Below are 25653 nucleotides of genomic sequence, written 5' to 3'. Positions count from 1 at the left end.
GAGGGTGACACCGGTTTTCGGACGAGACGATGTTCAACTGAAGGAAAGCGCGTTTCTATTCGCCCGAAACGCCGCGGCTTATCGGGGAAATGAACGGTGTGCTCCAGGTTCCGCCGACGAAGAAGGACGACTGGTTGGGCCCCTGCTGGCCATTCTTCTGCGCCGCCTGGTCAGGCTGGATGACGCCGCCTGACAGTGCCAGCCCACGCCCCGCATAGGAGGCGATGCCGGAAAGCCAGATCTTGTATTTCGCCGAATTGGCTTCGGCCTTGTCCAGCCTCGCCACGCCGCGTGAAATGGTCGCCTTCACTTCAGCGCCGTCGATCGGCAGTGTCCCGTCCGAGACATCGTCGAGCGCGAAGAAGCCGCCCTGTTCTGTATGCTTGAGAAAGGCAGGCAGGTTGAACTTGCTGAGCGCGCCGGGCCCGAAGGTCGCCGTGACCGAGCCGTCGGCGTTTTCAAAGATCGAATCCCAGGTCCTGCCGGGTCCCTTGAGGATGACCGAAACGGTGCCCGTGCCGACCGGCACCAGCCGGGTCATCCCGGCCGCCGTACCGAACGCGCCGCCATCGACATCGGAAGCAAGCAGCCGGATCTCGACCTGGGTGCCCTCGGGCTTGCGGTCGAAACGAAGGCTGGTCTGGATGTTGCCGCCAAAGGCCGACGCGTCGGAGATATCGAAGACGGAAAGACCGTCCTTGACCTGGGCGGTGGCGGCGACGTCGGCAAGCTGGATGGAGCCGGCCGTGGCATGCGCCGCCGACAGTCTGAGGTCGAGATTGACCCGATCGGCGAAGCTTGTGTCGACGTCACCCGGTCCAGTGCCGCTCGCCGGCCCCAGCGGCGTGAAGGCGGAGAGGAACGATCTGAGGTCGAGCGTATCGAAGGCTAGCGTGCCCGATATCACCGGCTGGGCGTCGCCAAGCGACAGGTCCAGCGCGCCCATACCCGGATTGTTGTCCAGCGCCAGCGCGGTGTTCTCGAATTTGACGCGTCCGGCCGACGCCGTGACCTTGCTGGAAATGCTGACGGAACCGATCGCCGCGCTCGGCGCGATGCCGGCCTGCGACCATTCCAGCACGCGGCGCAGCGAAGGTGCCGCGAACTTCACCTGGCCGTTGAAATAGGCGTTCTGGGACATGTTGGCGGTGCCGTCGAAGGAGAAGGTGGCGGGCGCAGCCTTGAAGGTCAGGGTGAGCGGCGCCATGCCGCCGGCAAACAGCACCAGCGGCTTCGGCGAGGCAGCGTCCAGGGCCACGCTTTCGCCACGCCAGATACCGGTTGCCGACAATGTCGCATTGCTGTTCATCGCCGCCCAGGTCGCTTGGCCGCTAAGGCTGCTGAGGATCTCCACGTCCTTGCCGTTCACGGACGCCACCATGCGGCCGTCCCTGAATTCGACCGTGCCGAAGGCGTCGGTTGGCAGCTTGTCGAGGTCGGGCTTGGCGGGATCGGCATTGACCACGCCGCGCGCCGTGTCGATGGAGCGCGCGATGCGCCCGCCCGTCGGCGCGGTGGGCAGGAACAGGCCATCGGCCGTGCGCTGGACCCGGATCGTCGGACGCACCAGCCGCGCCGTGGAAAACGCCACGTCGCCCTGCAATGCCGCCATGGCCGAGAGGTCGATTTCCACCCGTTCGGCTTCGACGACCGGCGGTGCATCGGTGTCCGTCCACCTGGACAGCGTCACATCGGTCAGGATTGCCCGGAATTTCGGCCAGACCTCGATGCGCGGCGAGCCTTCGATGGCGACCCGGAAGCCGCTCCACGCGCTCATCTCCCAGGCGATGCGGTCGCGCACGATGCGCGTCGAGGCGATCAGCGGCAGCGCGGCGACCACCAGAGCAATGACGATCACGGCAGCGCCGATCGCCCATACTCCGCGGCGGATCAAGGATGATGGCATCTCGCCCTATATGCTTCCGTTCCGATTAATTGCCCGACGTGTGTAACCCCAGTCGTCACTACGACTTAGGACTGAGGCATTTCAAGTCTTTATGGCCCGGCGATGGCATTTGCGCACACCTGGTCGCTTCGGCCCAACAAAATCTTGCTCTGCTGCGCTGCGATATGCATAAGCGATGACGACCGTGGGAGGATCGATGATGGCTGCCGAAGTACCGCTCTGGACCCCGACGCAAGACCGGATCGATGCTTCGCCATTGACGGCTTTCCTGAAGGCCGCGGAGGCGAAAGCCGGCGCCACATTCTCCTCCTATGCCGACCTTCACCGCTGGTCGATCGAGGATCGCAAGGCGTTCTGGAGCCTGATGTGGGACTTTTCCGGCATCGTCGGCGACAAATGGACCAATGGCGGCGAGCGCGTGCTGGCCGATGGCGACAAAATGCCGGGTGCCTCGTTCTTCCCCGACGCGACGCTGAATTTCGCCGAGAACCTGCTGAAGAAGACCGGCGCCGGCGAGGCGATTGTCTTTCGCGGCGAGGACAAGGTCGAGCGGCGGCTGTCCTGGAATGAGCTGCATGGCCTGGTCTCGCGTCTGCAGCAGCTCTTCCTGTCGCTCAAGGTGAAGAAGGGCGACCGCATTGCCGCGATGATGCCCAACATGCCGGAAACCGTCGCGGCCATGCTGGCGGCGGCCTCGATCGGCGCGGTGTGGTCATCCTGCTCCCCCGATTTCGGCGAGCAGGGCGTGCTCGACCGCTTCGGCCAGATCGAGCCTGTCATCTTCATCGCGCCCGACGGCTATTGGTACAATGGCAAGGCGATCGAGGTCGCCGACAAGGTCGCGGCGATCGCGGCCAAGCTCGGCAGTGTCCGCAAGGTTCTGCTCGTCGATTATCTTGGCACCTCGACCGACGTGGCCGCGATCATCGACAAGGCCGTGGCGATGGAGGAGGCGCTGGCGCCCTTCGTCGTCAAGCCCGTCACCTTCGAGCGGCTGGCGTTTTCGCATCCGCTCTACATCCTGTTTTCATCCGGAACCACGGGCATTCCCAAATGCATCGTCCATTCGGCCGGCGGGACGTTGATCCAGCATGTCAAGGAGCACCGGCTGCATGCCGGGCTCGTCGACGGCGATCGCTTCTTCTATTTCACCACCTGCGGTTGGATGATGTGGAACTGGCTGGTGTCGGGCCTGGCGTCCGGTGCGACGCTGCTGCTCTATGACGGTTCGCCCTTCTACCCCAACGGCAATGTCCTGTTCGACTTCGCCGACGTCGAGAAGATGACCTTCTTCGGCACCTCCGCGAAGTTTATCGATTCCGTGCGCAAGGCCGGTCTCAAGCCGATCGGCAGCCACGATCTGTCGACCGTGCGGGCGATATCCTCCACCGGTTCGCCGCTGTCGCCCGAGGATTTCCGCTTCGTCTACGAGGGCATCAAGAAGGACGTGCATCTGGCCTCGGTTTCCGGCGGCACCGACATCGTCTCGTGTTTCGTGCTCGGCGTGCCGACCGAACCGGTCTGGACCGGCGAGATCCAGGGCCCTGGCCTTGGCCTTGCGGTCGATGTCTGGGATGACGACGGCAAGCCGATCCGGCAGGAAAAGGGCGAGCTGGTCTGCACCAAGGCCTTTCCGTCCATGCCGATCGGTTTCTGGAACGACCCCGACGGCAAGAAATACCAGGCGGCCTATTTCGAGCGTTTCGATAATGTCTGGTGCCATGGCGATTTCGCCGAATGGACCGAGCATGGCGGCATGATCATCCACGGCCGTTCCGACGCCACGCTCAACCCGGGTGGCGTGCGCATCGGCACGGCGGAGATCTACAACCAGGTCGAACAGATGCCGGAAATCCTGGAAGCGCTGTGCATCGGACAGGATTTCGACAATGATGTGCGCGTCGTGCTGTTCGTGCGGCTGGCCGCGGGCGTCCAGTTGGACGAGGATCTGGAAAAACGCATTCGTGCCAAGATCCGCGGCGGCGCCAGCCCCCGCCATGTCCCGGCCAGGATCGTCGCCGTGTCGGACATTCCCCGCACCAAATCGGGCAAGATCACCGAACTCGCCGTGCGCGACGTGGTGCATGGGCGCGCCATCAAGAACAAGGAAGCGCTTGCCAATCCGGAGGCGCTGGAGTTGTTCCGCAACCTGCCGCAGCTTGCCGAATGACCGGTCCGTCATGGTTAACGGATTATCTCTCGGGAATTTACCTAGATTTCACGAGTGGTACACATTCGTAAATTTTTTGGCGGCCCGGTAAGGACTTGTTAAGGCCCGACCCCGATAGTCGCATGTAACTTGAGGGAGAAATCCCGTTCCTCAGCCCCCGGAGGATCTGAATTCGCTCAAGCCCCCGTTGTGACAGCAATCCCATCTCTTAAGGCGTCCTTTGGGCGCCTTTTCTTTTGGAGCCGCTATTCCGCGAGCACCCGGGTCGAGGGAAAAGCGACCTCGACGAGCGTGCCTTCGCCCGGTGTCGAATTGATGGTGAAGCGAGCGCGGTTCGCTTCCACCATCGCCTTGGTCAGCGGCAGACCAAGGCCGGTGCCGTCGCCGCGCCCGCGCTTCAGCGCATTGATCTGCTTGAACGGCTTCAGCGCCTGTTCGATCTCGGCCTGGCTCATGCCGATACCGGTGTCGCGCACCCGCATGACGACATCCCCCGAGGTCTCGTAGGCGGTCGAGACGATCACCTGGCCGCCGGCCTGGGTGTAGCGGATGGCGTTCGACAGGATGTTGAGCGCGATCTGGCGCACGGAGCGCAGATCCGCCACCACTTCCGGCAGCCGCGAGGCGAAGCTGGAGCGGATGATGACGCGTTCGCGGTTGGCCTGCGGCTGCATCATCGCCACCGTCTCGGCCAGCGTGTCGTTGAGCGACACCGCCTCATAGGCCATTTCCTGCTGGCCGGCTTCGATCTTCGAGATGTCCAGCAGATCGTTGACGAGGTCGAGCACATGGTTGCCCGAGCGGTTGATGTCACGCAGATAGTCGCGGTAGCGGTCATTGGCGACCGGCCCGAACTTCTCGTCGACCATCAATTCGGAAAAGCCGATAATGGCATTGAGCGGCGTGCGGATCTCGTGGCTGATGCGAGCCAGGAAATCGGTCTTCTGCGAGGACGCCCGTTCGGCCACCGCGCGTGCTTGCGTCAAATCCTCCTCGGCTCGCTTCCACTGGGTGATATCGCGCACCACGGCACAGAAGCCGCTGTCGTTGGGCAGCCGGCCGATGGTCATGAACAGCGGGATGAAGCGTCCCTGCGCTTCGCGCCCGATCACCTCGCGGCCGTCGTTCAGGACGCTTGCCACGCCGGGCTCGGACAGGCCGGTGAGATAGTCGCGTGCCGCGCGCTGGCTTTCTATGGCAAACAGCGAGGCGAATGGCTTGCCGGTCACCTCGTCGCTGTCGAAGCCGAACAACGCTTCGGCCGGGCGGCTGATCGAGCGGATGGTGCCGTCGCTGCCGATCAACACGACGCCGTCGGTGGCGGTATCGATGATGGTGCGCATCTCGGCTATGCGTGCCTTGAGTTCGGAAATGTCGGGCTGCGTCGGCTCCTCGCCGACCACGTGCAGGGCCGCCGGCGCGTCATCCTCGCCGGAACGGCGCACGACCAGCATCAGGGCCTTGCCGTCGCGCCAGGGCACGGAGCGCAGGATGGCGTCGATCGGGAATTCCTGGCCATCGCGCGTCTTCAGCCGCAGCGACCGGTCGCTCCCGTCGGAGGCGCCGTCATCCCCATAGGGATCGGCAAACAGCGCGCCCAGGCCGCCCGCATCAGCGAGGTCCTCGAGTGCTGGGTAACCTGTCAGGTTCAGGAACTCATCGTTCGCATAGTGCAACTGGTCGCCCGAATGGATGAGCAGCGGCACCGGCAGCTTGCCGAGCAGCAAGGTGTCCGGAGCCTTGCTTTCGTCGCCGACGGAAAAGGCCGACGGCACGAACCCTTCGGTCTTGAGCGGCGGCACCCGCAGGCGAGGACGTTCAGCCAGGCTATCGACGGTGTCGGCTGCACTGGCGGCTTCACCGGTGCGTGCGGCGGCCTGCTCATCAGCGGCCGCGGCTTCCTCGCCGTCGGCCCAGTCCTCATTGTCCTCGGCATCGCGAAAATCGGCCGATGTCATGCTGTCGTCGTCCTCGACGGCATCATGCGTGGCGTCTTTGGTACCAGGTCCTTCGGCCGCGACCGGCTCGGTCCCCTGCGGTTCCGCCACAGCGGGTTCTGAAACCGGGGGCTCGTCATTGTTCGCGACAGGACCGGGTTCATCATTCCGGTCGGCGTAGTCAAGCAACGAACCGCTCACACCAGGCAAGGTGCCGACGGGTTCCACATCATCCACTTCATCCGGGTGACCGCCATCAAGCCGTGCGAGATCCGCCTCGTCCTCGGCATCGGTCTCGGCTGGCTCGGCCAGCGCCGCATCCTCCTGATCCGGCACGGCATCAGGCGTCGCCGCGACCTCGCCGGCGGGTTCGATCGCAGTCTCCGTCTTCGCGGCCGGGGCCTCCGCCGTGGGCTCAGCCGGCGTGTTGATCGCCGGTTCCGTCGGGCTTTCGATGCCGGGCTTGTCGGTTTCCGGCGGCTCGGCCGGCGCACTCTCCTTCTTCAGCCGCTCGCCGATCTCACGGAAGGCGCTGCGCTCCAGTGTCGACAGTCCCTTGTCATTGGCCGGTTGCCGGTGTTCGGCCAGCCGGATGACCTTGTCGGCAAAGCGCCGCTCCTGTTTTGGCACGATGGTCAGCGCCGGCACCTCGCCCTTGAACGGGTCCGCGTTCGGCTCCTCGGCCTTCGGCTCTTCGGCGGGAGCTTCGACGGTTTCCGGCACGGACGACGCTGGAGCCTGGCCATTGGGTACGAGCGCCATGCCGATCGCTTCCGGATCGACGACCGCGTCGCTGGCGCGGGCAACGCCGAAGCCGCGAAAACCCTCGAAGGCACGGCTGCGGCCATAGACAGGCAAAGCCGCGAGGTCGACGGGAATCTTGAGGTCGGTGCCGACCACGGGCCACAGCACGGAGCGGCCGGACCAGGTGTCGCGTCGCTCCAGCAGGCCGGCTATCTCGCCGGACGCGTCAAGGCCGAAGGTCGCCGCGACATCCCTGAAACGCCGGCCGATCACGTCAGCGGCCGGCTTGCCGACGATATCGGCGAATTCCGGCGACAGCGCGCTGAACCTGCCCTCGGCGTCGGTGCGCCAGACAAAGCGCATCGGCGCCGCCGAGCGGTCTATCGTCCGGGCGGCCGAGCTTGTGGCCGGGGAGGCGGCCTCGTCTTTTTTCGCGCTGTCCACCGAAGCCTCGGTGCCGTTTGCTTCGGCCACGGCTTCTGGCTCCGGCGCGGCTGGCGCGTCCTCCTCACCCGCATTGAAGTACCAATGATCATGCTGTGCAGTCGTGCCGCCCACCACCGGCCGATCATTGTCGGCGGCAGCTGGTGTTGGCCCGGCTGGAGAGAGGGCTGGCTGCTGCTCAGGCGCGGCGGTGCCCGTCGGTCCCTCGATTGCTTCTGTCTGTGAAACATCCGCCGGCGGCTGATTGTCCTGATGAGACTCCGATTCTGCGGAAACGCTCTTCGCGCCGCCAGTCTGGTTGGCGGGGCTTTCCGTTGCTTCGGGCACTCCGTCCGCCGAAGCTTCTGCGGCAGGCATGCTGTCCTCGAGCTGATCCTCGTCGATCACCACCAGGAGATGCCGCTCCGGCGTCAGCCGCGCCAGGCCGGCCGGGTAGGAGGTGCTGCCGCCCGGAACGAGGCGCTTGACGATACGCTCGCCTTCGGCGGTCACATCCGCCACCAGGGCGGCCAGCGTCGCCGGCTGGATGCCGAGCCTCGAAAACCCGTCCGATGCCGCCTCGACATTGCCCCCCGCGTCGATGAAGGCGATGAAGTGGCCGTCTTCGGTGAAGCCGCCGATCGCCCGGCTGGCGATCTCGGCGGCACCGCGCGAGCCTGTCTGCGCCGCCGGCACCGCCAGCATGATCGCTTTCTCGCCATCGGGCAGCGCCACGGCACTGGCAAGGAAGCTGACAGCGCGGCTGGTCATTCCCGTTGCCAGCCGCACCATGATGGCGCGATCGCTGCCGATCTCGGGAAAGCCGCTGGTCGCCATGATCTGGCGGCGGGCGATCAGCGGCAGCCGGGCCGAGGCGCCGATGATCGCTTCAATGTCGGGATAGCCGAACACGGCTGCGCCCGGCCCGTTGGCCCAGATCACCTGCTCCAGGTCCCCCGACAGGATCGCGATCGCGTCGCCGGCGGCAAAGCGCTGGCGGACCGCATCGAGCACGGCGACGTCGAGGAAGGAATATTCGGACGGCATGCGCTTGGCGAACCCTCACGGAGCGGCGAAAATTGCAGTTAACGCTTTGTTAATAAAAGCCGCAGCCACGAAGGTCCACAAGCCAGAACGTGCAAAGGCTGGAATTTGGGCTCTTGGTTAACGGCCCGAAAGATTTTTTTGTGCACTGCAACAAAGATATTGCAATGCACAAAATTTGCCTTTATATTGACATCATACATGAACGAGACGGCTTTCTGTCAAAGCCGCTGCCGCTGAAAGGATGGAAAATGTCCAGGACCAAGACTGCCGAGACCATCGAAAACGTTGAATTCCCGAGCTTCGACGCTTCCAAGGCCACCGACCAGATCCGCGCTTTCGCCGAAAAGGGCGTTGAGCAGTCGAAAGAGGCCTATGCCAAGCTCAAGACCGGCGCCGAGGAGACCCAGAAGGCTCTGGAGTCGACCTACGAGACCGCCAAGACTGTTTCCAGCGACCTGTCGCTCAAGACCATCGCGGCACTGCGCGCCAATGCCGAAGCCGGTTTCTCGCATCTCGAAGCCCTTATCGGCGCCAAGTCGCTGTCGGAAGTCATCGAACTGCAGACCGCCTTCCTGCGCAAGCGCGTCGAATTGTCCGTCGAGCAGGCCAAGGAGTTGCAGGCTGTCGCTTCCAAGGCGGCCGAAGACGTCTCCAAGCCGATCAAGACCGCCTTCGAGAAGGCGATCAAGGACATTAAGGCTGCCTAATATTTACGCAGGATCAGGAGATGCAACAAAAGGTCGCATTTTCTTCAAACTGATCAAGCGTATGATGCCAGCCATCAAGGAATACCCGGCGAGTGGAACCTCCTCCCTCTGCTCCCCGGGGTGACCAGCCAGCACCTCCTCCCGCTGGCTCGTAACAGGAAAAGGCCGGCACCTCCTCCCGCCGGCCTTTTTCTTTGCCCGGTGGATCCTGCTCGACGCGGCGACATGTGGGGAAGTGGTCTTTGCTTCGCAAAAGCCTTGAATTAAAATCCATAAGCCCGTAAGGACGCATCGCCGAACGACAGAGTGGGTCAAGTGGAACGCGTTTCCGACGAGATCACGCCCAGGCAAATGTGCCGTTGTAGCTCAGCTGGTTAGAGCGCCGGATTGTGGATCCGGAGGTCGCTGGTTCGATCCCAGCCAACGGTACCATCGGATTTTCCAATAAGTTATTGATTTTGCTGTAGAATTTCGCGGAGGCGGCTGCGACTCTTGCGCTGTTTTGGCTTTTTGTGATACCTATTGTGTTACTTATTGTGATACAAATGGTATATTGAAGACATGGGACGGCGCCGCGAAGAGCATGATCCAGATCGCTTTCTCCAACGGAGAGGCGATCGCTTCCACTACTACAGACGTGTCCCAAAGGAGCTAAGGGATCTCGATGATCGCGGTGCATTCGTACGCCGTGCGTTGGACACGGCAGACCGGTCAAAGGCGCGCACCGCGCGCGATCTCCATGAAGCTGCCGACAACGCGCTATGGTCCTCACTTATGCTGGGCGAAAATCCGCATGCCGCGCGCATTCTCTACCAGCGCGCTATCAAGCGCGCAGAGGCGCTAGGGTTCGTCTACCGGCCGCTCGCCGACATCCTAGTCGCCGAGCCGCTGGACACGATCCTGCAGCGGGTCGAGGCCACGATTGGAAAGCCAGCCAGCTCCCTCGTGGTTGACGCGGTCACTGGCACTGTCTCCCGTCCTGACGACAAGATATCGGAAGCGCTGAAACTCTATTTCGATGAGATCGTCCGCGACGAACTCCGCACCAAAAGCGCTGAGCAGAAGAAACGATGGAAGGCAAAACGCCAAATGAGCGTCGATGTCTTCATTGCGCTGGTTGGCGACAAACCAATGGGTGAGATCACGCGCGACGACGCACGTGCAGTGCACAAGTATTGGTTGGATCGAATTGCACCCATAACGGGGAAGGCGGACCGTTCGGCGTCGACCGGCAACCGAAATATGGGGAACCTGCGAACCCTCTATGGCGATTACTATCGTCATCTCGGTTCACCCGAACAGAAGAACCCGTTCGCCGATCTCTCATTCAGCGATAAGTCGAAACGCAGTCGTCCACCGTTCCCGACCGACTGGATACGCGACAGGATCTTCGCGCCCGGCGCGCTTGCGACGCTCAACGATGAGGCGCGAGGCATCGTACTTGCCTTCGCGGAGACAGGGGCCCGGCCGAGTGAACTCGCCAACCTGCACGCCGGCGTCATCCATCTCGACCACGAGGTGCCTCACATCTCGGTCGAGCCACGCGAGGATCCTGACGACCCACGTGAGATCAAGACAGCCTCATCGGTGCGCAAGGTGCCCCTGGTCGGCGTGGCACTTGAAGTGTTCAAGAGGCATCCGAATGGCTTTCCGAGGTACAAGGATCGCGAGGCGTCGCTATCAGCCCTGCTCAACAAGCATTTCGAGATCCACAAACTGTTCCCAACCGACAAACAACGGTCTATTCGCTGCGCCATTCGTTTGAAGACCGCATGAAAAACGCCAGGCTGGATGAGGAACTCCGCCGCATGTTGATGGGCCACACCATAGACCGTCCGAAATACGGCGAGGGCGGCGACATGAAGATGTGGCAGGAGGAGCTTATGAAGATCGTGTTGCCGTTTGATCCTTCAATCGTGTAGCGCGCTGATGGACTGCGGCAAGGCGTCCCTCCTTGGCCTGGTAGTCCTGGAGCGCGTGCTCAAGATGGTCGTAGAGGGGGAGCCATGTCTCGCCTTGGCTGCCGCGCGCCACGATGATCTCAGCCACGCGGTCGAGCGCTCGCTCAATCCGCTGCGCGGTGATCGGTCGAAGCGCAGGCGAATATCGCCTCACTGCTTCGCCTTTCTGCAGGGCCATGAATGTAGCATGCCCTATGCGTAGGCGGGCTTTCCTAGTGCAGTGAAGGCCTGCGTTCGGCTCGGGCTATAATCTGCGGCTGCGACCTGAAAATGGGAACGCTCTCTGCCCGTCGGGGGTTGGTAGCGGGAGACCGCTACATCGCGAGTCCCACTATCGAAGAAGCACTCTTCTGCTATCGGCGACGCTCTGCATAGCCCGTAGAGTTAGTCGATGATCATTCGAAATTAGGAGGCATGGCCCCGCTACTTCACCGGCAGGGTCCAGCGGCGCAAGAAGCATAATTTTCGCGCGATTGATCGTGCGGTGAGGGCCTTGGGCGACAAACTTTGTATCGAGTGGGAAAAGTAGTCAATCAGGCACCTTAAGCGCATCCATCTCTCTCTTCGTGCAGCAACCAGAGCGGATCGTAGCACGATCGCAATCAAGACGAAGCGATCCAAAGGTGCCTGGTCGGCCAGCCGAACGATTCTCTGCCCACGGCGCTTCATCGTTTTGGCGAAATTGTCTTGGACCATCTGTCGCTCTGCGGACGACAGCGCGTCGTATAGATTGTTGGCGTCCTGGACAGTCAGGCCGTGACGGCGAAAAGCCATGTGGCCGCTCGAAAAGCCTGCTTGGCGGTCTTGGACGGGCTCAAAGAGGCCAGCGCGGCAAGGGCTGCATTCGTGAGGGCAGTGGCTGACGCCGACATCTTGCACGAGGGCCACTATGGCCGTAGCTAAGAAGGATCAAGAACGCGGGAACGGCTTACGACCTCGCCGACACCGCAGCCGACGTGGTGCAGGTGAAGTAGTCTTCGAGAAAACGGAATCATCTCAAGCGCTTGATGCGTTCCTGAAGCGCCAGCGCAGTCGGAATCTGCCTGGCCACAAGATAAGACGCCAGCGCTACTAGCGCATCCCGAGCCGTCTGATCTTGCCTCAATACCGAGGCATTCTCTTGGAGTGTTATGTCGAGGAGATTGACCAGAGCATCTCCGGTGCCTCTCCGATCTCGCCAATGCTGTTCACTGCCTGCGCCGCCGAACGATGCAGCCAGCCATTTCACACCATCGGTCCGTAATTCCGCCCCGGACTTCGAAGCAAGAAAGTAGGCAAACCCGGCTACATTTTCCTCATCTACCTGCAAGTTGGCTTCTGCCCAGCGCCGGTAGAGCTCCCGCATAGCGAACACGGATGAAGCAGCATCAGGCAGATTTGTCAGGAGCGCCTCAGAACCAAATCCCAGCAGTCGCTGCAATATCCGCAGGTCGTCGAACCAGTAGCCGCCTTTGGTCCACTCGGCGTCCAATGCGAACTCGATCATATCTCGCCAACGCGCACAAAACGCGGTTGTGTCGCAGCCGCGGTTCAGTTCAACAAACCACGCACCGACAAAATGCTCGATGAGGTGGCGTGCGGCAGGGCCGAGGCCCAGCACTCCCCGCCAAATCTGGGATGCGCGGTCCGCCTGGAGGTGCGCAGCATAGAAAGCCAGCTTAGCAATGATCTTGTATCCAAACTGATCAGGCAGGCGATACTCGCCGCGCTCGTTGCGGTGCTCCGAACAAAAGGCGGCTTCATAGGCCCAAAGCGACAAGATCACCTCGCTGCAGGTTTCGAGATCTTCCCCCTCGGGACGAGACTCTTCCGCCAGCAGCCAGCCAAAAAGGCTGCCCAGAATGGTGGTATCGAGACCGTGCGAGGCTCTTTCTTCGTGCGGCGGAAGCCAGTCTCCGGCGGATACTTTGCGACGCCAGCGCGCATGTTCAAGTGGTTTGAGCCGTTGCCAAATGCCGAGTGGATCGAGGAATGATTTGTTACCGGGCATGCCTGATACCGGTCGGGAACGCAGCCACCGCAGCCAGCGCTGCCAGCGAACCTCGATCTCGGGTGGATCATCGTAATCCGGCCCGAACATCGACAGCGCCGACCACAGGACGCCGAGTTGCAACAGTCGCCACCAGCGCTCGCCAAGTTCTGTTCGATAGCGATGGGCGAGGAAACCCACCGCTCCGGCAGCACGCTCATCGTTGCAGGTCAGAATGCAAAGCAGAGCCCGCTCCAATTGCGCTTGTTCTTCGCCGCCACCGAGCCACAGGTGAAAAATTCCATACGCTGCAAACTTTAGGCGGTCTTCGAAAATCATGCGCCGCGACCGGCGCAATGTCTCGGAAGCCTCTGCGCTGCTTTCGGCGGCGGCCAGGAGTTCGGACTTAGCTGCCGCTTCGATATCGGGTCGCGTTGCAAGCCACACTCCAGCGCAGGCGACCAGCGTTGCGCCTGCCGCCAACTTGTTGAGCGCTTGCCGGCCCTTGTCGTCAGGCTCGTCTTCAGTCGGCGCGGCGGTCAGCACGTCCGCCAAGATTTGAGCGTCTCGATCTGCCAGTTTGCCGCGCTGCTGAAGGATCTGCTCGCACCGATACGCGAGCATGAGATCTTGCAATTTGGGAGCGTTCGCCTGTTGGAACACGGCAGCCTCGACCTTGACGGCTTCGGGGTAGTCGAATCCAACTGTCTCCTCCCCTGTATCCGGATCACGAACGACCCGGTAATTTGCTTCGTCGAGCTCCGCGCAAAGGATGCTGAATTCGATGGCCCCCTTCGGAGTGTCCGGCTTCTCCCATTTGGTGATTGCCGCTTTTAGAAAGCCGGCAAGGACCGTGTCTCTCACAATGAGGGGGCTGACGATCTCCGGCAGATTCTGTTGTCGATAAGGGGCTGCTGCCCAATCCCGCGCTGTGTTGAAAACTGTATCGCCCGCGTTGCACCACGCGTATGCGTTGAATCCGCTGTTCTTGACCCGGCCCGCATCAAGCCAGAACACGCTATCGCTGCTGAGTATGGGCATGAGCACGCCCGAAAGTAGAACAGGCCGGTATTTGGCGATGTTCACTAACAGCCCGATGAAGGCGAGCGAATTCCCTTCGTTCAGAAGCCGCGTCAAGTGGTGGTCGATGTCTGCTCCCTGGTCCAACTGCAAGGTCAGCCAGCGTTCCAGGCCGTTCAGTGCACAGTGAAGCTGTCCAGCTGAGTTGGATTCCTGCTGGGTCCAGTCAAAGACCATCCCGTCGCCGAAATAGGACATTTCCCTGCCGTCACGCATCACAAGTGTGGTCTGGCGTGGTTTCCGGCGGTTGCCCTCCCTGGTATGCGCCCATCTATCGGTGGCGAAATTCACCAGATGGATGAGAGTTGTCATCGCAATGTCAGGGTTGATTTGCAGGAAGGTGAGGAACTGGCTCTTCCAGAAGGCCGTGGGGTAGCTTTCGGCATCATATTCCAGGCCGACCCTGTCGAAATGCAGGCTGTCAGAGTGTTCCTCTCTTGGGTTTCCTTCAATGATAGCGGCAAGCAAGATCTCCCCGGCCAATTCGGGACGCAGGTTCATCAGAGGCGTCAGCGCAGCTGTATGAAGGGCCACGTGGCGGAAATCATTCTCGACGCGGCCCTTCGGGCCGAGCGGCCAAGGCGGCAGCTTTCGTGAACTGAGGAAGCCCACCGGGCCGATGGACCGCCGCTTGGCCAATTCTTTCTGATGATTCCGATACTCGGGATCGGATTTCATACGCGCCGCATGATCTGCTGCCGTCTTTGCTTTGGCGTCAGCGATCTCTTTCGCAACCGCCTCCGCCTTAGGACGCCGCTCGGCCATTTCCAGCGCCCAGGTGGCCACGTCGTCAGGGAGATCCCATCCAGCAGAAAACGCCGCCGCGTAGATTGGGCGCTCACCATCGCCGAGATAAATTACGTCTTTGCCCTGATCGACCTGGAGCGCCCGCGCCGTCGCCAATGCAATCTCGGCAAACTCTTTGCGAAACGGCAAAGGCATATCGCCGTGCAGCCGCAACGGGGTCGTCGTCAGCCACACTGCACAGACGTCAGCCACGGTTGGCAAGATGAGTTCCGCAACTTGCGTCAGGTGCGCATAAAGAAAATTCGCCATCGCAGGCCAAAGCCCGATGATTGGGGTGCGGTACTTATCTTCCATGTAGAGTGCGAGGGAGCGATCGACGTTTTGCAATGCCTCCGGGGCACTCGGTAATGTGGCAATGTGAAGGAACCGGCGAAGCAGGCGATTTAGCCTTTTACCGTTGTTCGAGAACAGCAGTTCGGCACGGTCGTTCAAAAATCGAGCAGCTTGCGGATCAAGGCAAAGTGCATCCAGCAGGATATCAGCAGCGGATGTGGCGCCCTTCGCCTCTAAGATCGAGAGCACCTCATCCCATTCACTCGCGGTGCCGGCGGGCTCGCGCAGAAGGAATTGACCGAAAAGGCGCAGTGCCCCGCCCCACAGCGGATTATCGGCCAGAACAGCCCACCGATCGACATCATGCGAAATTTCCTTGAGCCGCTGGAATCGGGCCCAATCCGCCGCAAGATCGTGCTCGAACTCAATCCGGTTGCGCGTGTTCTTCCTTAGCGGCAGGTGCGCCGGCCTGTTCTGGAAGATTACGGCGTCGGTCGCGTCCAACTCGCTTAGCGCGAAGCTTCGCACGAACTCCGCTTCACGTTCAGCCAGCCGAATGAGCAGGTTTTGGGTGGCTGGTTGGTCTTGCGTCCAAAATGCCCAGATACGGTCCGCAATTGCCGCAGGTGACGTCAATTCCGCGCTTCCCGGCTGAAACACGGCCGATGCCTGGACGACCCAGCCCAAGACTCGTAGGTTGGTGAGGGCCGCAACTGTTTCGTCCCGACTAGCCAGCCAACGCAGGTCGCTGCTCGCGCGCAACGCGGTTCTTACATCCTCGACACCGATGGTCTCCACGGCGAGATGATCGTTCACGGCTTGGCCGATCAACGGCTGCAGCCGGTCGCGCCAGCCTTCGGTTTGACTGACGATTACAACTCGCCACGGCAGACTGCTTGCCAAACCGGTGGGCTGCGCCAGGCGCTGAATGAGTAGTTTGGTTCGAGAAAGTGCGTCGGCATCAAGCTTTTCTGCCGCATCAATCACGAGCACATTGGCAGGCCTCGTGCTCGCCTGAAGGACATCGTGCAGAGGGTACGCCAGTTGGAGCCGGGATCGGTTTATCTCGCTGGTCGCAAAATCGATCTGCTCCGCGCCAAGCCACACTTGATTCTCGGCAGGAAACAACTCGTCTAGCGTCATTTTGACGAGCGCCGATTTCCCGCTGCCGGAATCGCCAAACACTGCCACGGCAGGCTGATCCCGTAGAAGCGCTGCAAGTTTTACCTTGTCGTCTTTGCGGTCGATGACAATACCGGAAGGAAGCGCGGTCTGGATCCGCGCTCTGTAGTCCACGGTCAACGCTTGGAGAGCGTTCCAAGACCCCTCGAAGCTCGGTTGATCCTTGAGGCGGTGTTTGGCGCGGAGATTTTCCCAAACCGTGCGGAGCGTCAGCGTGCCGGAGCCGACCCGCATGTCGGTAGCCATTTGCACCAGATCGGTCCAGACCGATTGTGCCTCGTTTCGTTCGCCGGTCTGCAAGAGCGTTCGGCATCTAGCGATGGCTTCCTCGACCGAGGATGATTGATCGAGCTGAAAATCGAGCGGAATGACGGCGAGATGGCGGATCAACTCGACGGTTTCGGCGTCCGTTGCCGTGATCGTGCCACCGGGTGCCTGGATGCTCTCAAAGATGCGCGTGTGCTTCTGGGTTTCTCGAATGCGCGCGATAGCGAGTGCCGGGTCGTCACCTGAACACCAACTGACGATATCGCTCCATGGCGATGTGAACGCCTCGTGCCGCCCGCGCGTCACAAGCGCCAACACATCGCTCCTTCGCTGCATCGGGCTGTCGGAGTCTCGCCATTGCTTCCAGGCGCGCTGAACAAAGTCCGCCGGTAAACCGTTGCCCGAGACCTGCTTGTTGCTCTTGCACGAGACCGCCAGGTGACTGCCGTCGGCATCCGCCGTCACCAGCAGGTCGTCAATATGCCACCGCAGCGCGCTGGTTTGCGACTGGATTCGTATGCCTGCGGTGCCAACGCCGGGCAGCTCCACGCCGGCTAGAATCTTGGTCAACAGCCATCCTGCGGAAAGGTCCTCGAAGGTGAAGCCTGGCCCCGCTGTTTGCCGAGTCGTAGCCGGACTCGGCGCCTTTTCATTCTTGGATGTTTTCCGTGCCATTCTGTTGGGTGAGCGGCTTTTTGCCTACTGCATCAGGTTCGGCACCTGCGCCGCATACCGGGAACGCACAAGTTAGACCTGGCCCCCTCATCATTCAACGACATTCGCCCCGAACGCCCGGTCAATTCGGCCAGAAGGCCTCTTAGTCTGGCGCTTATGCACAGCAATTTTGTGCTGCGCCGATGCCGCGCCCGAAACGCCACCCCTGTCGACGTTTTGTTTGTCTCGGTCTGGCGATAGAATAGCCTCTAACTGCGAGTGACTGCCCACAAATCAGTTATTCTATATTGGTAAGCCTCTCTTTAAGTCGGACAGAGCAGCAATCCGGTATTTCGAACGCCAAAATCCACATTGGTTACAGAATGAATTTCGAACAGCACCTCGCTAATCCACACATCTCGGTCGATCAACATGTCAAGGTTCGCGCCGTTGAGCTCGGCTGCGCGCTCGATTCGAAAATTCCGATCTATCTCGATATGAATTTCTGGATTCTCTTGCTGAATGCGGCACTCGGTCGAAATCGTGATGAGGAAAGCCTTGAGTTGCTCAGCCTGCTGCGCAGTGGCGTTGCCGAAGGCAGGCTGTTTTGCCCCGCTAGCGAGAGTGTGTTTTTGGAATTGCTGAAGCAATCCGATTCAACGTCACGCTTGGCGACGGCCCGGCTGATCGACGAGCTGAGTCTCGGTGTTACGCTGCTCCATAATCAAGCGCGTCTCACGACAGAGCTCGCCCATTTCCTCCATTCATTCAAAGATCGCGGCGAGAACTTGCATCCGTTGCGCCATCTGGTTTGGTCGAAGCTCTCGTATGTTCTTGGTGCCATCCATCCAAGCAACACACTCTTTGATGCCGAAACTCAGCTGGCGATTCAGAAGGCGTTTTTTGATCACATGTGGGACATTCCTCTCGCCGGGATGGTCGAGATGATCAAAGATGTGCCGGACGCCGACGACCTGAAGCTTGGAGATAGTGCAGCGAGGCTCAACGAGGGCATCGCTCGTCACGCGAGCGGGATTGCCAGTTTCGAGCAGGTCTGGATCGACGAACTCAAGGGCGTCGCTGATCTTTTTGCCGATATGGCGGTCGAGGTCATTTCGGACATAGGCGAAAAACAGGGGGGTCCGCCGGTTCTGCGCAATTCGTCCGAATGGACCCAGTGCCGTTCGATGTGCGCGAATATCTTGTTTCATGCGCTCAAATCGAAGCCGGAGATGCGGCTTCAGTTGCGGGGTATGTATATCGAAGCGTGCCTGCATGCTGCGTTTCGCTGGGACAAACCTCGTCGCTTCAAGGGCAATGATCTGTATGATTTCAGCCATGCGAGCGCCGCGCTGTCGTATTGCCGCGCCTTTTTTACCGACGGCCCGCTTCGTGTGCTGATTTCGTCGAAGAACATTGCGCTCGATCGCGTGTTCCGGTGCGAGGTTATCTCGAATGTGCGGGACGCCATCACATCTCTGAAGACGCTTGAGGGGCGAAATGCCGGCGCCGACCCTCCTGTGATGCAACAACAGCGAACCTGAGCGGAGCGAGTCGGTTTATGTCGATCCCTGGAATGGATGAAACACAGCGCCAGCAAGCGGAGGATGACAGCCGCCTTGCGATGGAACGCCTGGCGTTGCGGCTGAAGGACTTGATCCTCTCGCTGCCGCCCCGCGAGCTGCTCGGCTACATCTGGAGCACAATGGTAGTGAGCGCGATGTTCGCCGAAGGCGAAGAGCGCTCGCAGCACCGGGCGGAGCTCAACACGACACAATTCGTGCTGGAATATGTTCACGCGGTCTTGGTGAGTTTTCCACCCGGACATGAGGGCGCCTTTGAAGAGAGGGTCTGCGCCGAAATTTTCACGGTTGCAGAGGAGCTTCATTCCGCAGCAGCGCGCTACTGCATGTTTAGCTCGATTGGAGTTGAGGACGGCATTTTCGGCGAGCGAACCGGCTCGATGTCGCACTCGGTCAAATCAAACTGGGTGCTGATGAGGGGCAATCGCTATGGCGCCTTGGAAGAAGAATTCTACGCCTTTGCTCTCGAACCGCACGATGATGCCTTGCGGGAAGCCTACGGCATGGGTGCGAGCGAGATTGCCGCCGGGATTCAGGCCGCAGCCCAATCGATGGCTGGCGGACATGTCCGAGCAGCAGATCAAATGCAGGAACTCATGGGAGCTGCCGCGGAAGCCCATGCCGAGCAGGGTCTGACACCCGATGAAGTCCGCGAGCTATGGGAGCGCGAGGCCCCGGAGCGACTAACGGCAGCCGCAGGCGTATTTACAGATATGTTCCGAGGCGGCGTCTGCAATCTCAGCAAGCATACGAAGCTGCCGCCCGCACTGTTGGAGGACTTGGCCTTCGAGCGCGGCGAACATAGCGATTTCTTTGCCCCAGGGCCACTATCCGGCACACCGCTTCGAACCTTGCCGGCGCGTATGCGACCGCTCGTCAAGCTCGATGGCGAGTTCTTCGCAACCGACCACGCTTTCATTAGGGATTCCAGCTATCGCGCGCTTCTTTGGAATCTTTTGCAGCGCAAGCCCGACTACAAGAAAACGTTTGAAACGCGCCAGAAGGAGATGAGTGAAACAGCTTTCTATTCCGTGCTCGAACGGCAATTGGTTGGAGCGGTCGTGCAGCAGGAGGTTTGGTATCGCCATCCGGACACCGGACAATGGGTAGAGAATGACGCGCTGATCTTGCTTGACGATGTCTTGATAATGGTCGAGGCCAAGGCCGGTGCAGCTGCCACGATAGCATCTCCGGCAACGGACTTTAAACGTCACAGCCGAGCCATCCAGGATTTGATCAACAAGGCATACGATCAATGCCGCCGGTTCGTTGAATACCTGAATTCGGCCGAGGAGGTTGCGTTGTATAAACGTGATGCTGGTCGCTATGTGCAAACGGCGCGCATTCGACTTATCGACTTTCGGACCGTGCTGCCAGTTGGTCTGACAGTCGAATCCTTCTCGCCCTTTTCGGGTCTTTCGAAGCAGTTCCCCGGCATCGAGCCTATCCTTGGCCGATACCCCTTCGTCTCGCTGTCGATTGACGATTTGTTTGTGCTTCGGCGGTTCCTTCCGACGACCGGCGAACTGCTGCACTATTTCGAAGTCCGCCAAGCAGTCGCGGGAATTCCCGAAGCGATCCTTTTCGACGAAATGGATCATCTGGGCGCATACCTGACAAAGAACCGGTTCGACCTAACCCTAAAGGACCAACTCGCCGAAGGGCCGGATTTGATTTGGTGGGACGGCCAGAGCGATCCCGTTGATAACTACTTTGCCAACGCTGACTTCAATACCAAGCCTGCGCCACGACAGGACTATCCTGCGGAGGGTCAGAAGCTTCTGGACGCATTAGAAACGACGGCAGAGAAAGGATGGCTGTCGGCGACTAGTCACATCAGGGCGTTTGACGAGGAAGGCCGCCAAAACTTTTCAGAAATGCTGCGGCAGGTGCGGAGCAGCTTGTCGCAGCAGACAAGCCGCTATTTTCAGTTCGGCGAGGATCCGCCTCTCTTCATATGGCTACACCGCACGGGCTACCTTCCGGACTTGAAGGCTATCCGACAAAAAGCCAGCGCCGCAGCTGTCATGGCGGGATCGCCGCGTACCACCGCACTGCTAGTATACGCCACGCCTGCAGGGAGCTACTCGCGCGCCGTACCGCTTGCCATTCAAGTTCCAGTGAAGGGAAGTCCGGAGTTTGCAGCGATTGAAGCAGACGTATCGCGCATGGCGGCACGCAAGGTTACGATTCCGAATGGCATCGAACGCGAAAGCCAGATCCCGCGAAGCCGCCTACCTGGCCCGAATGATCCGTGCTGGTGCGGCAGCGGGAAGAAATACAAGAAATGCCACCGCGTGTAAAATGAAGGTACAAGGAGAAACATGGCGGCAGCACCTGAAAGCATAGAAAGGCTGCGTGAACGCTCGATTTCCAGGCTGGATAACGATGCGGCGCTCGAACATATCGGGAAGCTCATCGACGCATCTTTCGATGTAGGGTTCGAGCCCGGCGCGGATCGCGCCCTCTACCTGATAAACGAGCTAGCGAAGCGTGACTTGACTGCGGAGCACAGCGTGGTTGCAGAATATTTCCGCGCCAACGCGTGGAGTGTGAAGGAGAAAGTCGCCGGCGACCGAGGCTCCTGGGAATGGGAACACCCTCACCACGAACAGCAGATCCTCGCACTTTCCCGGGCCACCGCACACGGCGGGTTCGAAAAACTTGATATACTTCGTCGCTGTCAAATTCTGACGAATTGGGCGAACCAGCTCAATACTATGGGACGCTTCATCGATGCCATCGAAGGATGGGACGCAGCACTTCGGATCATGCCCAAGTTCGCCATGGCGCAGCTCAATCGTAGCTACGGGCTCAAGCACTATGCCAGTTTGCTGAACGATGACCGCCAACGAGCTATTTTTCTCCTTCACGCCTATGATGGACTAATCGCCGCCAACGCCGACAGTGCGATATTCGACTCGATCTATCCTGACGCGATGCGACAGCGGATCGTTGATGACGCCAATACATATGCCGCAGTGGCGGATCTCGACCGCATTCGCGCGCTACAGGACCTTGATGGGCAACCGCTCGGCCGCAGCAAGGCGGAACGCGCTTATCGGCAATGGTGCCTCGGCCACCGCCTATTCCTGAACCCGATCAACGACCTCGGCGCGCATTCAGCAGCGGCTTCAGACAATCTCGTCCTGCCGCCGGTCACTGAACGTTTCGACGAACGGCCAGGCAGCATCACACCTCCCCCCGTCATCGGTTTTTTCAACCAGATGAAGCAGGAATATGCGTCGGCACGTTTCATACTGTACGAGGGGCTTCACAACACGAGTGTACATTTCTCTGACCGCAGCGTCTGGTTGTTCGATACGCTTGATTATCCTCTCCACTCGCTAGCTACAGAGCGCGTCCGTACGGCTTTTCGCATCGCCTATTCCTTGCTCGATAAGGTGGCATTCCTGATTGATTACTATTGGAAGCTGGGAAAATCCGCGAACCGGATAAATTTCAAGAACGTCTGGATGGTGGAACGTAAAAATCGGCTTCTTGATCGTCTCAAGGCGTATCCTAACTGGCCGCTGCGCGGGCTTTACTGGCTCTCCAAGGAGTTGTTCGACGATCAATTGAAGCAAACGACGGGAGCCGACGCGCGCGAGTTGCACGACATCCGCAACGCGCTGGAGCACAGATACCTCCAGGTTCACGAAGGATGGGCTCGGCCGTTCATGCTTACATCGCCCAGTGCAGATGGCTTGGGGTTTTCGATCGACAGCGACCTGCTGGAAGCGAAGGCGCTGCGCGTGATGAAGATTGCTCGATCCGCACTTATCCACCTCGCCTTGGCGATCGGTGTTGAGGAACGTACCCGCTCGCAAGCCAGGCCTGACACCAATGTCCTTGGGTCGATGCCGCTCTACGGCCTCGAAGACCGCCGCAAACGCCGCGACCCATTATATCAGGCGAGGCAAGCGACGGTGTAACAACGCGTAAGGGGCTGGACTCAATTCCTCACCTCACAATGTATAGCCGCGAGATGCGACGCTCTAGGCTCCTTCGCCATCGGCGCCTGGGTGCTGGGTGCTGGGTGCAAGTCGTCCAGCTTCTCAATATGGCTCGGGTGGTAAGTTGCATTGAGTTACAGCGTTGCCGACATAGGCACAACAACAACACTGTACGCTATCGGAACTCGCAGTGACTACGGTTTCCATCGCCGTCCTGAGTTTCCTACGCCAAGCACCAGTCGTATCCGAACATGGGAGAGATGGTCTTGGCCATCTCTCCCCCCGCGAACGCCGCCTGCGCAAAGCGGGGCCGCCCGCTCGCAAGGCGGCACATGACCATCTGTTTCTGAACTCACCCGATCCGCCCCGCTCGACGCGCAGCCCAGCTCCGCTCGCTGGCATTCGCCCCCCTCTCTGCCGCGCGCTCACGCGCCCCCGGAAGGCATGCCGAGGGGCATGCCTTCGGCATGTTATCGGGAAAGGACCAGAACCATGACGAACAATGAAACGAGTGCGAAAACCACAACTGCAAGCGAGAGCGGCACTGACGTTTTCATTCCGCTGAATAAGCTGAAGAAATCGCCCCGCAACGCGCGCAAGACGCCGCATAGCGAGGCGATCATCGAAGCCTACGCAGCCAGCATCGCCGCCAAGGGCATCTTTCAAAATCTTGTGGTGGAGCCCGAGCTTGACGGAGAGGGCGCGGAAACCGGCTTCTACTTCGTCAGCATCGGCGAGGGCCGCAGGCTGGCACAGTTGCTGCGCGTGAAGCGCAAGCAGATCAAGAAGACCGAACCGATCCGCTGCGTCATCGACACGGTGAACGACGCGCATGAAATCAGCCTTGACGAAAACATCACCCGCGAGGACATGCACCCGGCCGATCAGTTCGAGGCGTTCCGGGAACTGCATGAGGAACGCGGATGGGGTGCGGAAGAGATCGCCGCCCGTTTCGGCATTACCGCGCATGTCGTGCGGCAGCGCCTGCGGCTTGGCGCGGTCAGCCCCAGGCTGATGCAGGTCTACCGCGATGGCGATCTGACGCTCGACCAGTTGATGGCCTTCGCCATCACCGACGATCACGCCCGGCAGGAGCAGGTTTTCGAAAGCCTCACCTACAATCGAGAGCCCTACATCATCCGCCGCGAACTGACGCGGACCAATGTTGCGGCTAGCGATCGCCGTGCCATCTTCATCGGCGCGGAGGTCTACATGGAAGCTGGTGGCGCCATCCTGCGCGACCTGTTCACCGAGGATCGCGGCGGCTTCTACGAAGACGCCGCTTTGCTCGACCAACTGGTCATCGCGAAGCTGCAGGGTATCGGAGAGACTGTCAGGCAGGCCGAAGGCTGGAAATGGGCCGATGTCCATATCGACTATCCGCATGCACATGGCCTGCGCCGCACCTACCCGCAGCCGGTAGTCCTGTCGGAAGAAGACGAAGCCGCTTATGAGGCGGCTTCTGAGGCGTTCACCCAGCTTACGGAGGAATGGGACAGCGCCGAGGAATTGCCCGACGATGTGGATGGGCGCTTCGGCAAACTTGAAGCCGAGATCGAGCGCATCGACGCCTTGCGCCACGCGTACGATGCGGACGATGTTGCTCGGGGCGGCCTATTCGTCGTGGTTTCGCACGACGGCAAGGCCCGCGTCGAACGCGGTTTCATCCGCGCCGAAGATGAGCGGCCGGAAGCAGAAACGGAGGCCCCAGCTGGTGGCGAGGGCTACTCCGTCAATGATGATGGCGAAATCATCGAGCATGGTATCAGTTCGGACCCCGATGGCGGCAGCAACGAGGAAGAAGCAGAGGACGATGGCAAGCCACTGTCCGATCTGCTCGTCCGCGACCTGACTGCCCACCGGACGCTTGGCCTTCGCCTTGCACTTGGTGAACATCCGGACGTTGCCCTTGTCGCCGTGACGCATACGCTTGCCGCGCAGACCTTCTATCAGGGCATGGAAGCCCATTGCCTCGAAATTCGCCCGAGCAGCGCGCATCTTGGCGGTCACGCGGATGGCATCGAGGACACGGCGGCGGGCAAGGCGCTGGCGGATCGTCATGCGGCTTGGGCGGCGGACATGCCGCGCGACGTGGCCGACCTGTGGCGCTTCGTCATCTCACTCGACCACGCAAGCGTCATGGCGCTATTCGCGCATTGCGCCTCGCTCACCGTCAATGCCGTGAAGCAGCCTTGGGAGCGCAAGCCTCGCGCCCATGAGACAGCGGACAGGCTGGTAACAGCGGTCGCGCTCGACATGACAGCGCATTGGACGCCGACCGTGCGGACCTATCTTGGACGTGTCACCAAGGCGCATATCCTCGAAGCCGTGCACGAAGTTGTCGGCAAAGAAGCAGTGGACAGGCTGTCCGCCTTGAAGAAGCAGCCCATGGCGGAGGCTGCCGAGCAGTTGCTCGCCGGAACCGGATGGCTCCCGGCGATCATGCGCACGCCAGAGCCCACGGCGCACGGGGAGCGGCATGACGTGAACGATGCGGAAGCGGCGGCATCGGACAAGCCGCAGGCAGACCTTGCACGTGTGGAAGCAGACCTTGCATCTCTCGATAGCGCCGCCTCTCCCGAAGAAGATGAGCCCTTCCACGTCGCAGCCGAATAAGCCGCCATGCCCGGAGCCGCTTCGGCGGCTCCGGGCATGGACCGCATGTGAATTTTCCGGCCGCGCCAATGGCGCGGCCGGAACCTCGACAGCTCGACATCAGGATCGAAGCAAAAGAAGCGATGCAGAACAGCGCCATCGACTCCTATTTCAACGGCGGAGAGCGAACCTCCCTTGGCGAAGCCCCGCATCGCTGCGGGGCTTCGTGTTAGAGTTGGATCACTCAGCGGCGCGACGCGAGCAGATGAGAGAGAACTCGCCCCCGGTGTCGTCTTTGATCACGTCCGCATTGCATCGACAGCTTCGAGCAAGCTCGGAACGTCACGATACGCGATGGATGCGGATGCCGCCGCTTTCTCGGCGCCTTGTGC

13 protein-coding genes and 1 tRNA gene are annotated in these 25653 nt (G+C 60.6%); 10 read left to right on the top strand and 4 right to left on the bottom strand.

Features of this window, described 5'->3' with window-relative positions:
• Positions 1 to 55: 55 nt before the first annotated feature.
• Positions 56 to 1906, bottom strand: a complete 1851-nt coding sequence (locus AC07UC_RS32040; RefSeq protein ID WP_494908677.1) for an AsmA family protein — start codon at positions 1904 to 1906, stop codon at positions 56 to 58.
• Between the two features lie 199 nt (positions 1907 to 2105).
• On the opposite strand from AC07UC_RS32040, the gene AC07UC_RS32035 reads away from it, so the two are divergent.
• Positions 2106 to 4076 (top strand): acetoacetate--CoA ligase, encoded by a 1971-nt coding sequence (locus tag AC07UC_RS32035; RefSeq protein WP_494908676.1) that lies wholly within the window; start codon positions 2106 to 2108, stop codon positions 4074 to 4076.
• Between the two features lie 245 nt (positions 4077 to 4321).
• Here the strand turns inward: AC07UC_RS32035 and AC07UC_RS32030 are convergent, their stop codons facing one another.
• Entirely contained in the window at positions 4322 to 8227 is a 3906-nt protein-coding gene (locus AC07UC_RS32030) for a PAS domain S-box protein (RefSeq protein WP_494908675.1), read from the bottom strand.
• 248 nt (positions 8228 to 8475) lie between these two features.
• On the opposite strand from AC07UC_RS32030, the gene AC07UC_RS32025 reads away from it, so the two are divergent.
• From AC07UC_RS32025 to AC07UC_RS32010, 4 genes are all read left to right on the top strand, one after another.
• The gene (locus AC07UC_RS32025) at positions 8476 to 8934 is read left to right on the top strand and encodes a phasin (RefSeq protein WP_056566362.1); all 459 of its coding nucleotides are present in this window, start codon (positions 8476 to 8478) and stop codon (positions 8932 to 8934) included.
• A 355-nt stretch (positions 8935 to 9289) separates the two neighbouring features.
• Positions 9290 to 9366: transfer RNA gene (locus tag AC07UC_RS32020), tRNA-His, on the top strand.
• 129 nt (positions 9367 to 9495) lie between these two features.
• The gene (locus AC07UC_RS32015; RefSeq protein ID WP_494908674.1) at positions 9496 to 10710 is read left to right on the top strand and encodes a DUF6538 domain-containing protein; all 1215 of its coding nucleotides are present in this window, start codon (positions 9496 to 9498) and stop codon (positions 10708 to 10710) included.
• Positions 10707 to 10856, top strand: a complete 150-nt coding sequence (locus tag AC07UC_RS32010) for a hypothetical protein (RefSeq protein WP_494908673.1) — start codon at positions 10707 to 10709, stop codon at positions 10854 to 10856. The genes AC07UC_RS32015 and AC07UC_RS32010 overlap by 4 nt, the downstream gene beginning before the upstream one ends.
• Before the next feature lie 462 nt (positions 10857 to 11318).
• Here the strand turns inward: AC07UC_RS32010 and AC07UC_RS32005 are convergent, their stop codons facing one another.
• The gene (locus AC07UC_RS32005; protein ID WP_494909038.1) at positions 11319 to 11669 is read right to left on the bottom strand and encodes a hypothetical protein; all 351 of its coding nucleotides are present in this window, start codon (positions 11667 to 11669) and stop codon (positions 11319 to 11321) included.
• On the opposite strand from AC07UC_RS32005, the gene AC07UC_RS32000 reads away from it, so the two are divergent.
• Positions 11652 to 11798 carry a DUF982 domain-containing protein gene (locus AC07UC_RS32000; protein ID WP_494908672.1) on the top strand — a complete coding sequence of 49 codons (147 nt, stop codon included), beginning with the start codon at positions 11652 to 11654 and terminating at the stop codon, positions 11796 to 11798. The genes AC07UC_RS32005 and AC07UC_RS32000 overlap by 18 nt on opposite strands.
• Before the next feature lie 88 nt (positions 11799 to 11886).
• Here AC07UC_RS32000 and AC07UC_RS31995 read toward each other — a convergent pair whose 3' ends face one another.
• Positions 11887 to 17043 (bottom strand): hypothetical protein, encoded by a 5157-nt coding sequence (locus AC07UC_RS31995; RefSeq protein WP_494908671.1) that lies wholly within the window; start codon positions 17041 to 17043, stop codon positions 11887 to 11889.
• A 467-nt stretch (positions 17044 to 17510) separates the two neighbouring features.
• Between AC07UC_RS31995 and AC07UC_RS31990 the strand changes: the two genes are divergently transcribed.
• The 4 genes from AC07UC_RS31990 to AC07UC_RS31975 all read left to right on the top strand — a co-directional run bounded on the left by AC07UC_RS31990 (position 17511) and on the right by AC07UC_RS31975 (position 25282).
• Entirely contained in the window at positions 17511 to 18671 is a 1161-nt protein-coding gene (locus AC07UC_RS31990; protein WP_494908670.1) for a hypothetical protein, read from the top strand.
• Between the two features lie 32 nt (positions 18672 to 18703).
• Positions 18704 to 21013: an SEC-C domain-containing protein gene (locus AC07UC_RS31985; RefSeq protein ID WP_494908669.1), complete on the top strand. Its 2310-nt coding sequence runs from the start codon at positions 18704 to 18706 to the stop codon at positions 21011 to 21013.
• A 21-nt stretch (positions 21014 to 21034) separates the two neighbouring features.
• Positions 21035 to 22645 carry an LA2681 family HEPN domain-containing protein gene (locus AC07UC_RS31980; protein ID WP_494908668.1) on the top strand — a complete coding sequence of 537 codons (1611 nt, stop codon included), beginning with the start codon at positions 21035 to 21037 and terminating at the stop codon, positions 22643 to 22645.
• A 513-nt stretch (positions 22646 to 23158) separates the two neighbouring features.
• Entirely contained in the window at positions 23159 to 25282 is a 2124-nt protein-coding gene (locus AC07UC_RS31975; RefSeq protein WP_494908667.1) for a ParB/RepB/Spo0J family partition protein, read from the top strand.
• The last annotated feature ends 371 nt before the right edge of the window (positions 25283 to 25653 follow it).

The organism is Mesorhizobium sp. GW821-FHT04C10, from assembly GCF_059420305.1.
Note: the sequence above shows the minus strand (reverse complement) of the source record. Positions and strands in the feature narration are given on the sequence as shown.

Excerpts from the sequence above, each read along its gene's own strand:
- AC07UC_RS32040 (WP_494908677.1), bottom strand. The coding sequence starts at position 1,906 with ATGCCATCATCCTTGATCCGCCGCGGAGTATGGGCGATCGGCGCTGCC.
- AC07UC_RS32035 (WP_494908676.1), top strand. The coding sequence starts at position 2,106 with ATGGCTGCCGAAGTACCGCTCTGGACCCCGACGCAAGACCGGATCGAT.
- AC07UC_RS32030 (WP_494908675.1), bottom strand. The coding sequence starts at position 8,227 with ATGCCGTCCGAATATTCCTTCCTCGACGTCGCCGTGCTCGATGCGGTC.
- AC07UC_RS32025 (WP_056566362.1), top strand. The coding sequence starts at position 8,476 with ATGTCCAGGACCAAGACTGCCGAGACCATCGAAAACGTTGAATTCCCG.
- AC07UC_RS32015 (WP_494908674.1), top strand. The coding sequence starts at position 9,496 with ATGGGACGGCGCCGCGAAGAGCATGATCCAGATCGCTTTCTCCAACGG.
- AC07UC_RS32010 (WP_494908673.1), top strand. The coding sequence starts at position 10,707 with ATGAAAAACGCCAGGCTGGATGAGGAACTCCGCCGCATGTTGATGGGC.
- AC07UC_RS32005 (WP_494909038.1), bottom strand. The coding sequence starts at position 11,669 with ATGGCTTTTCGCCGTCACGGCCTGACTGTCCAGGACGCCAACAATCTA.
- AC07UC_RS31990 (WP_494908670.1), top strand. The coding sequence starts at position 17,511 with ATGAATTTCGAACAGCACCTCGCTAATCCACACATCTCGGTCGATCAA.
- AC07UC_RS31985 (WP_494908669.1), top strand. The coding sequence starts at position 18,704 with ATGGATGAAACACAGCGCCAGCAAGCGGAGGATGACAGCCGCCTTGCG.
- AC07UC_RS31980 (WP_494908668.1), top strand. The coding sequence starts at position 21,035 with ATGGCGGCAGCACCTGAAAGCATAGAAAGGCTGCGTGAACGCTCGATT.
- AC07UC_RS31975 (WP_494908667.1), top strand. The coding sequence starts at position 23,159 with ATGACGAACAATGAAACGAGTGCGAAAACCACAACTGCAAGCGAGAGC.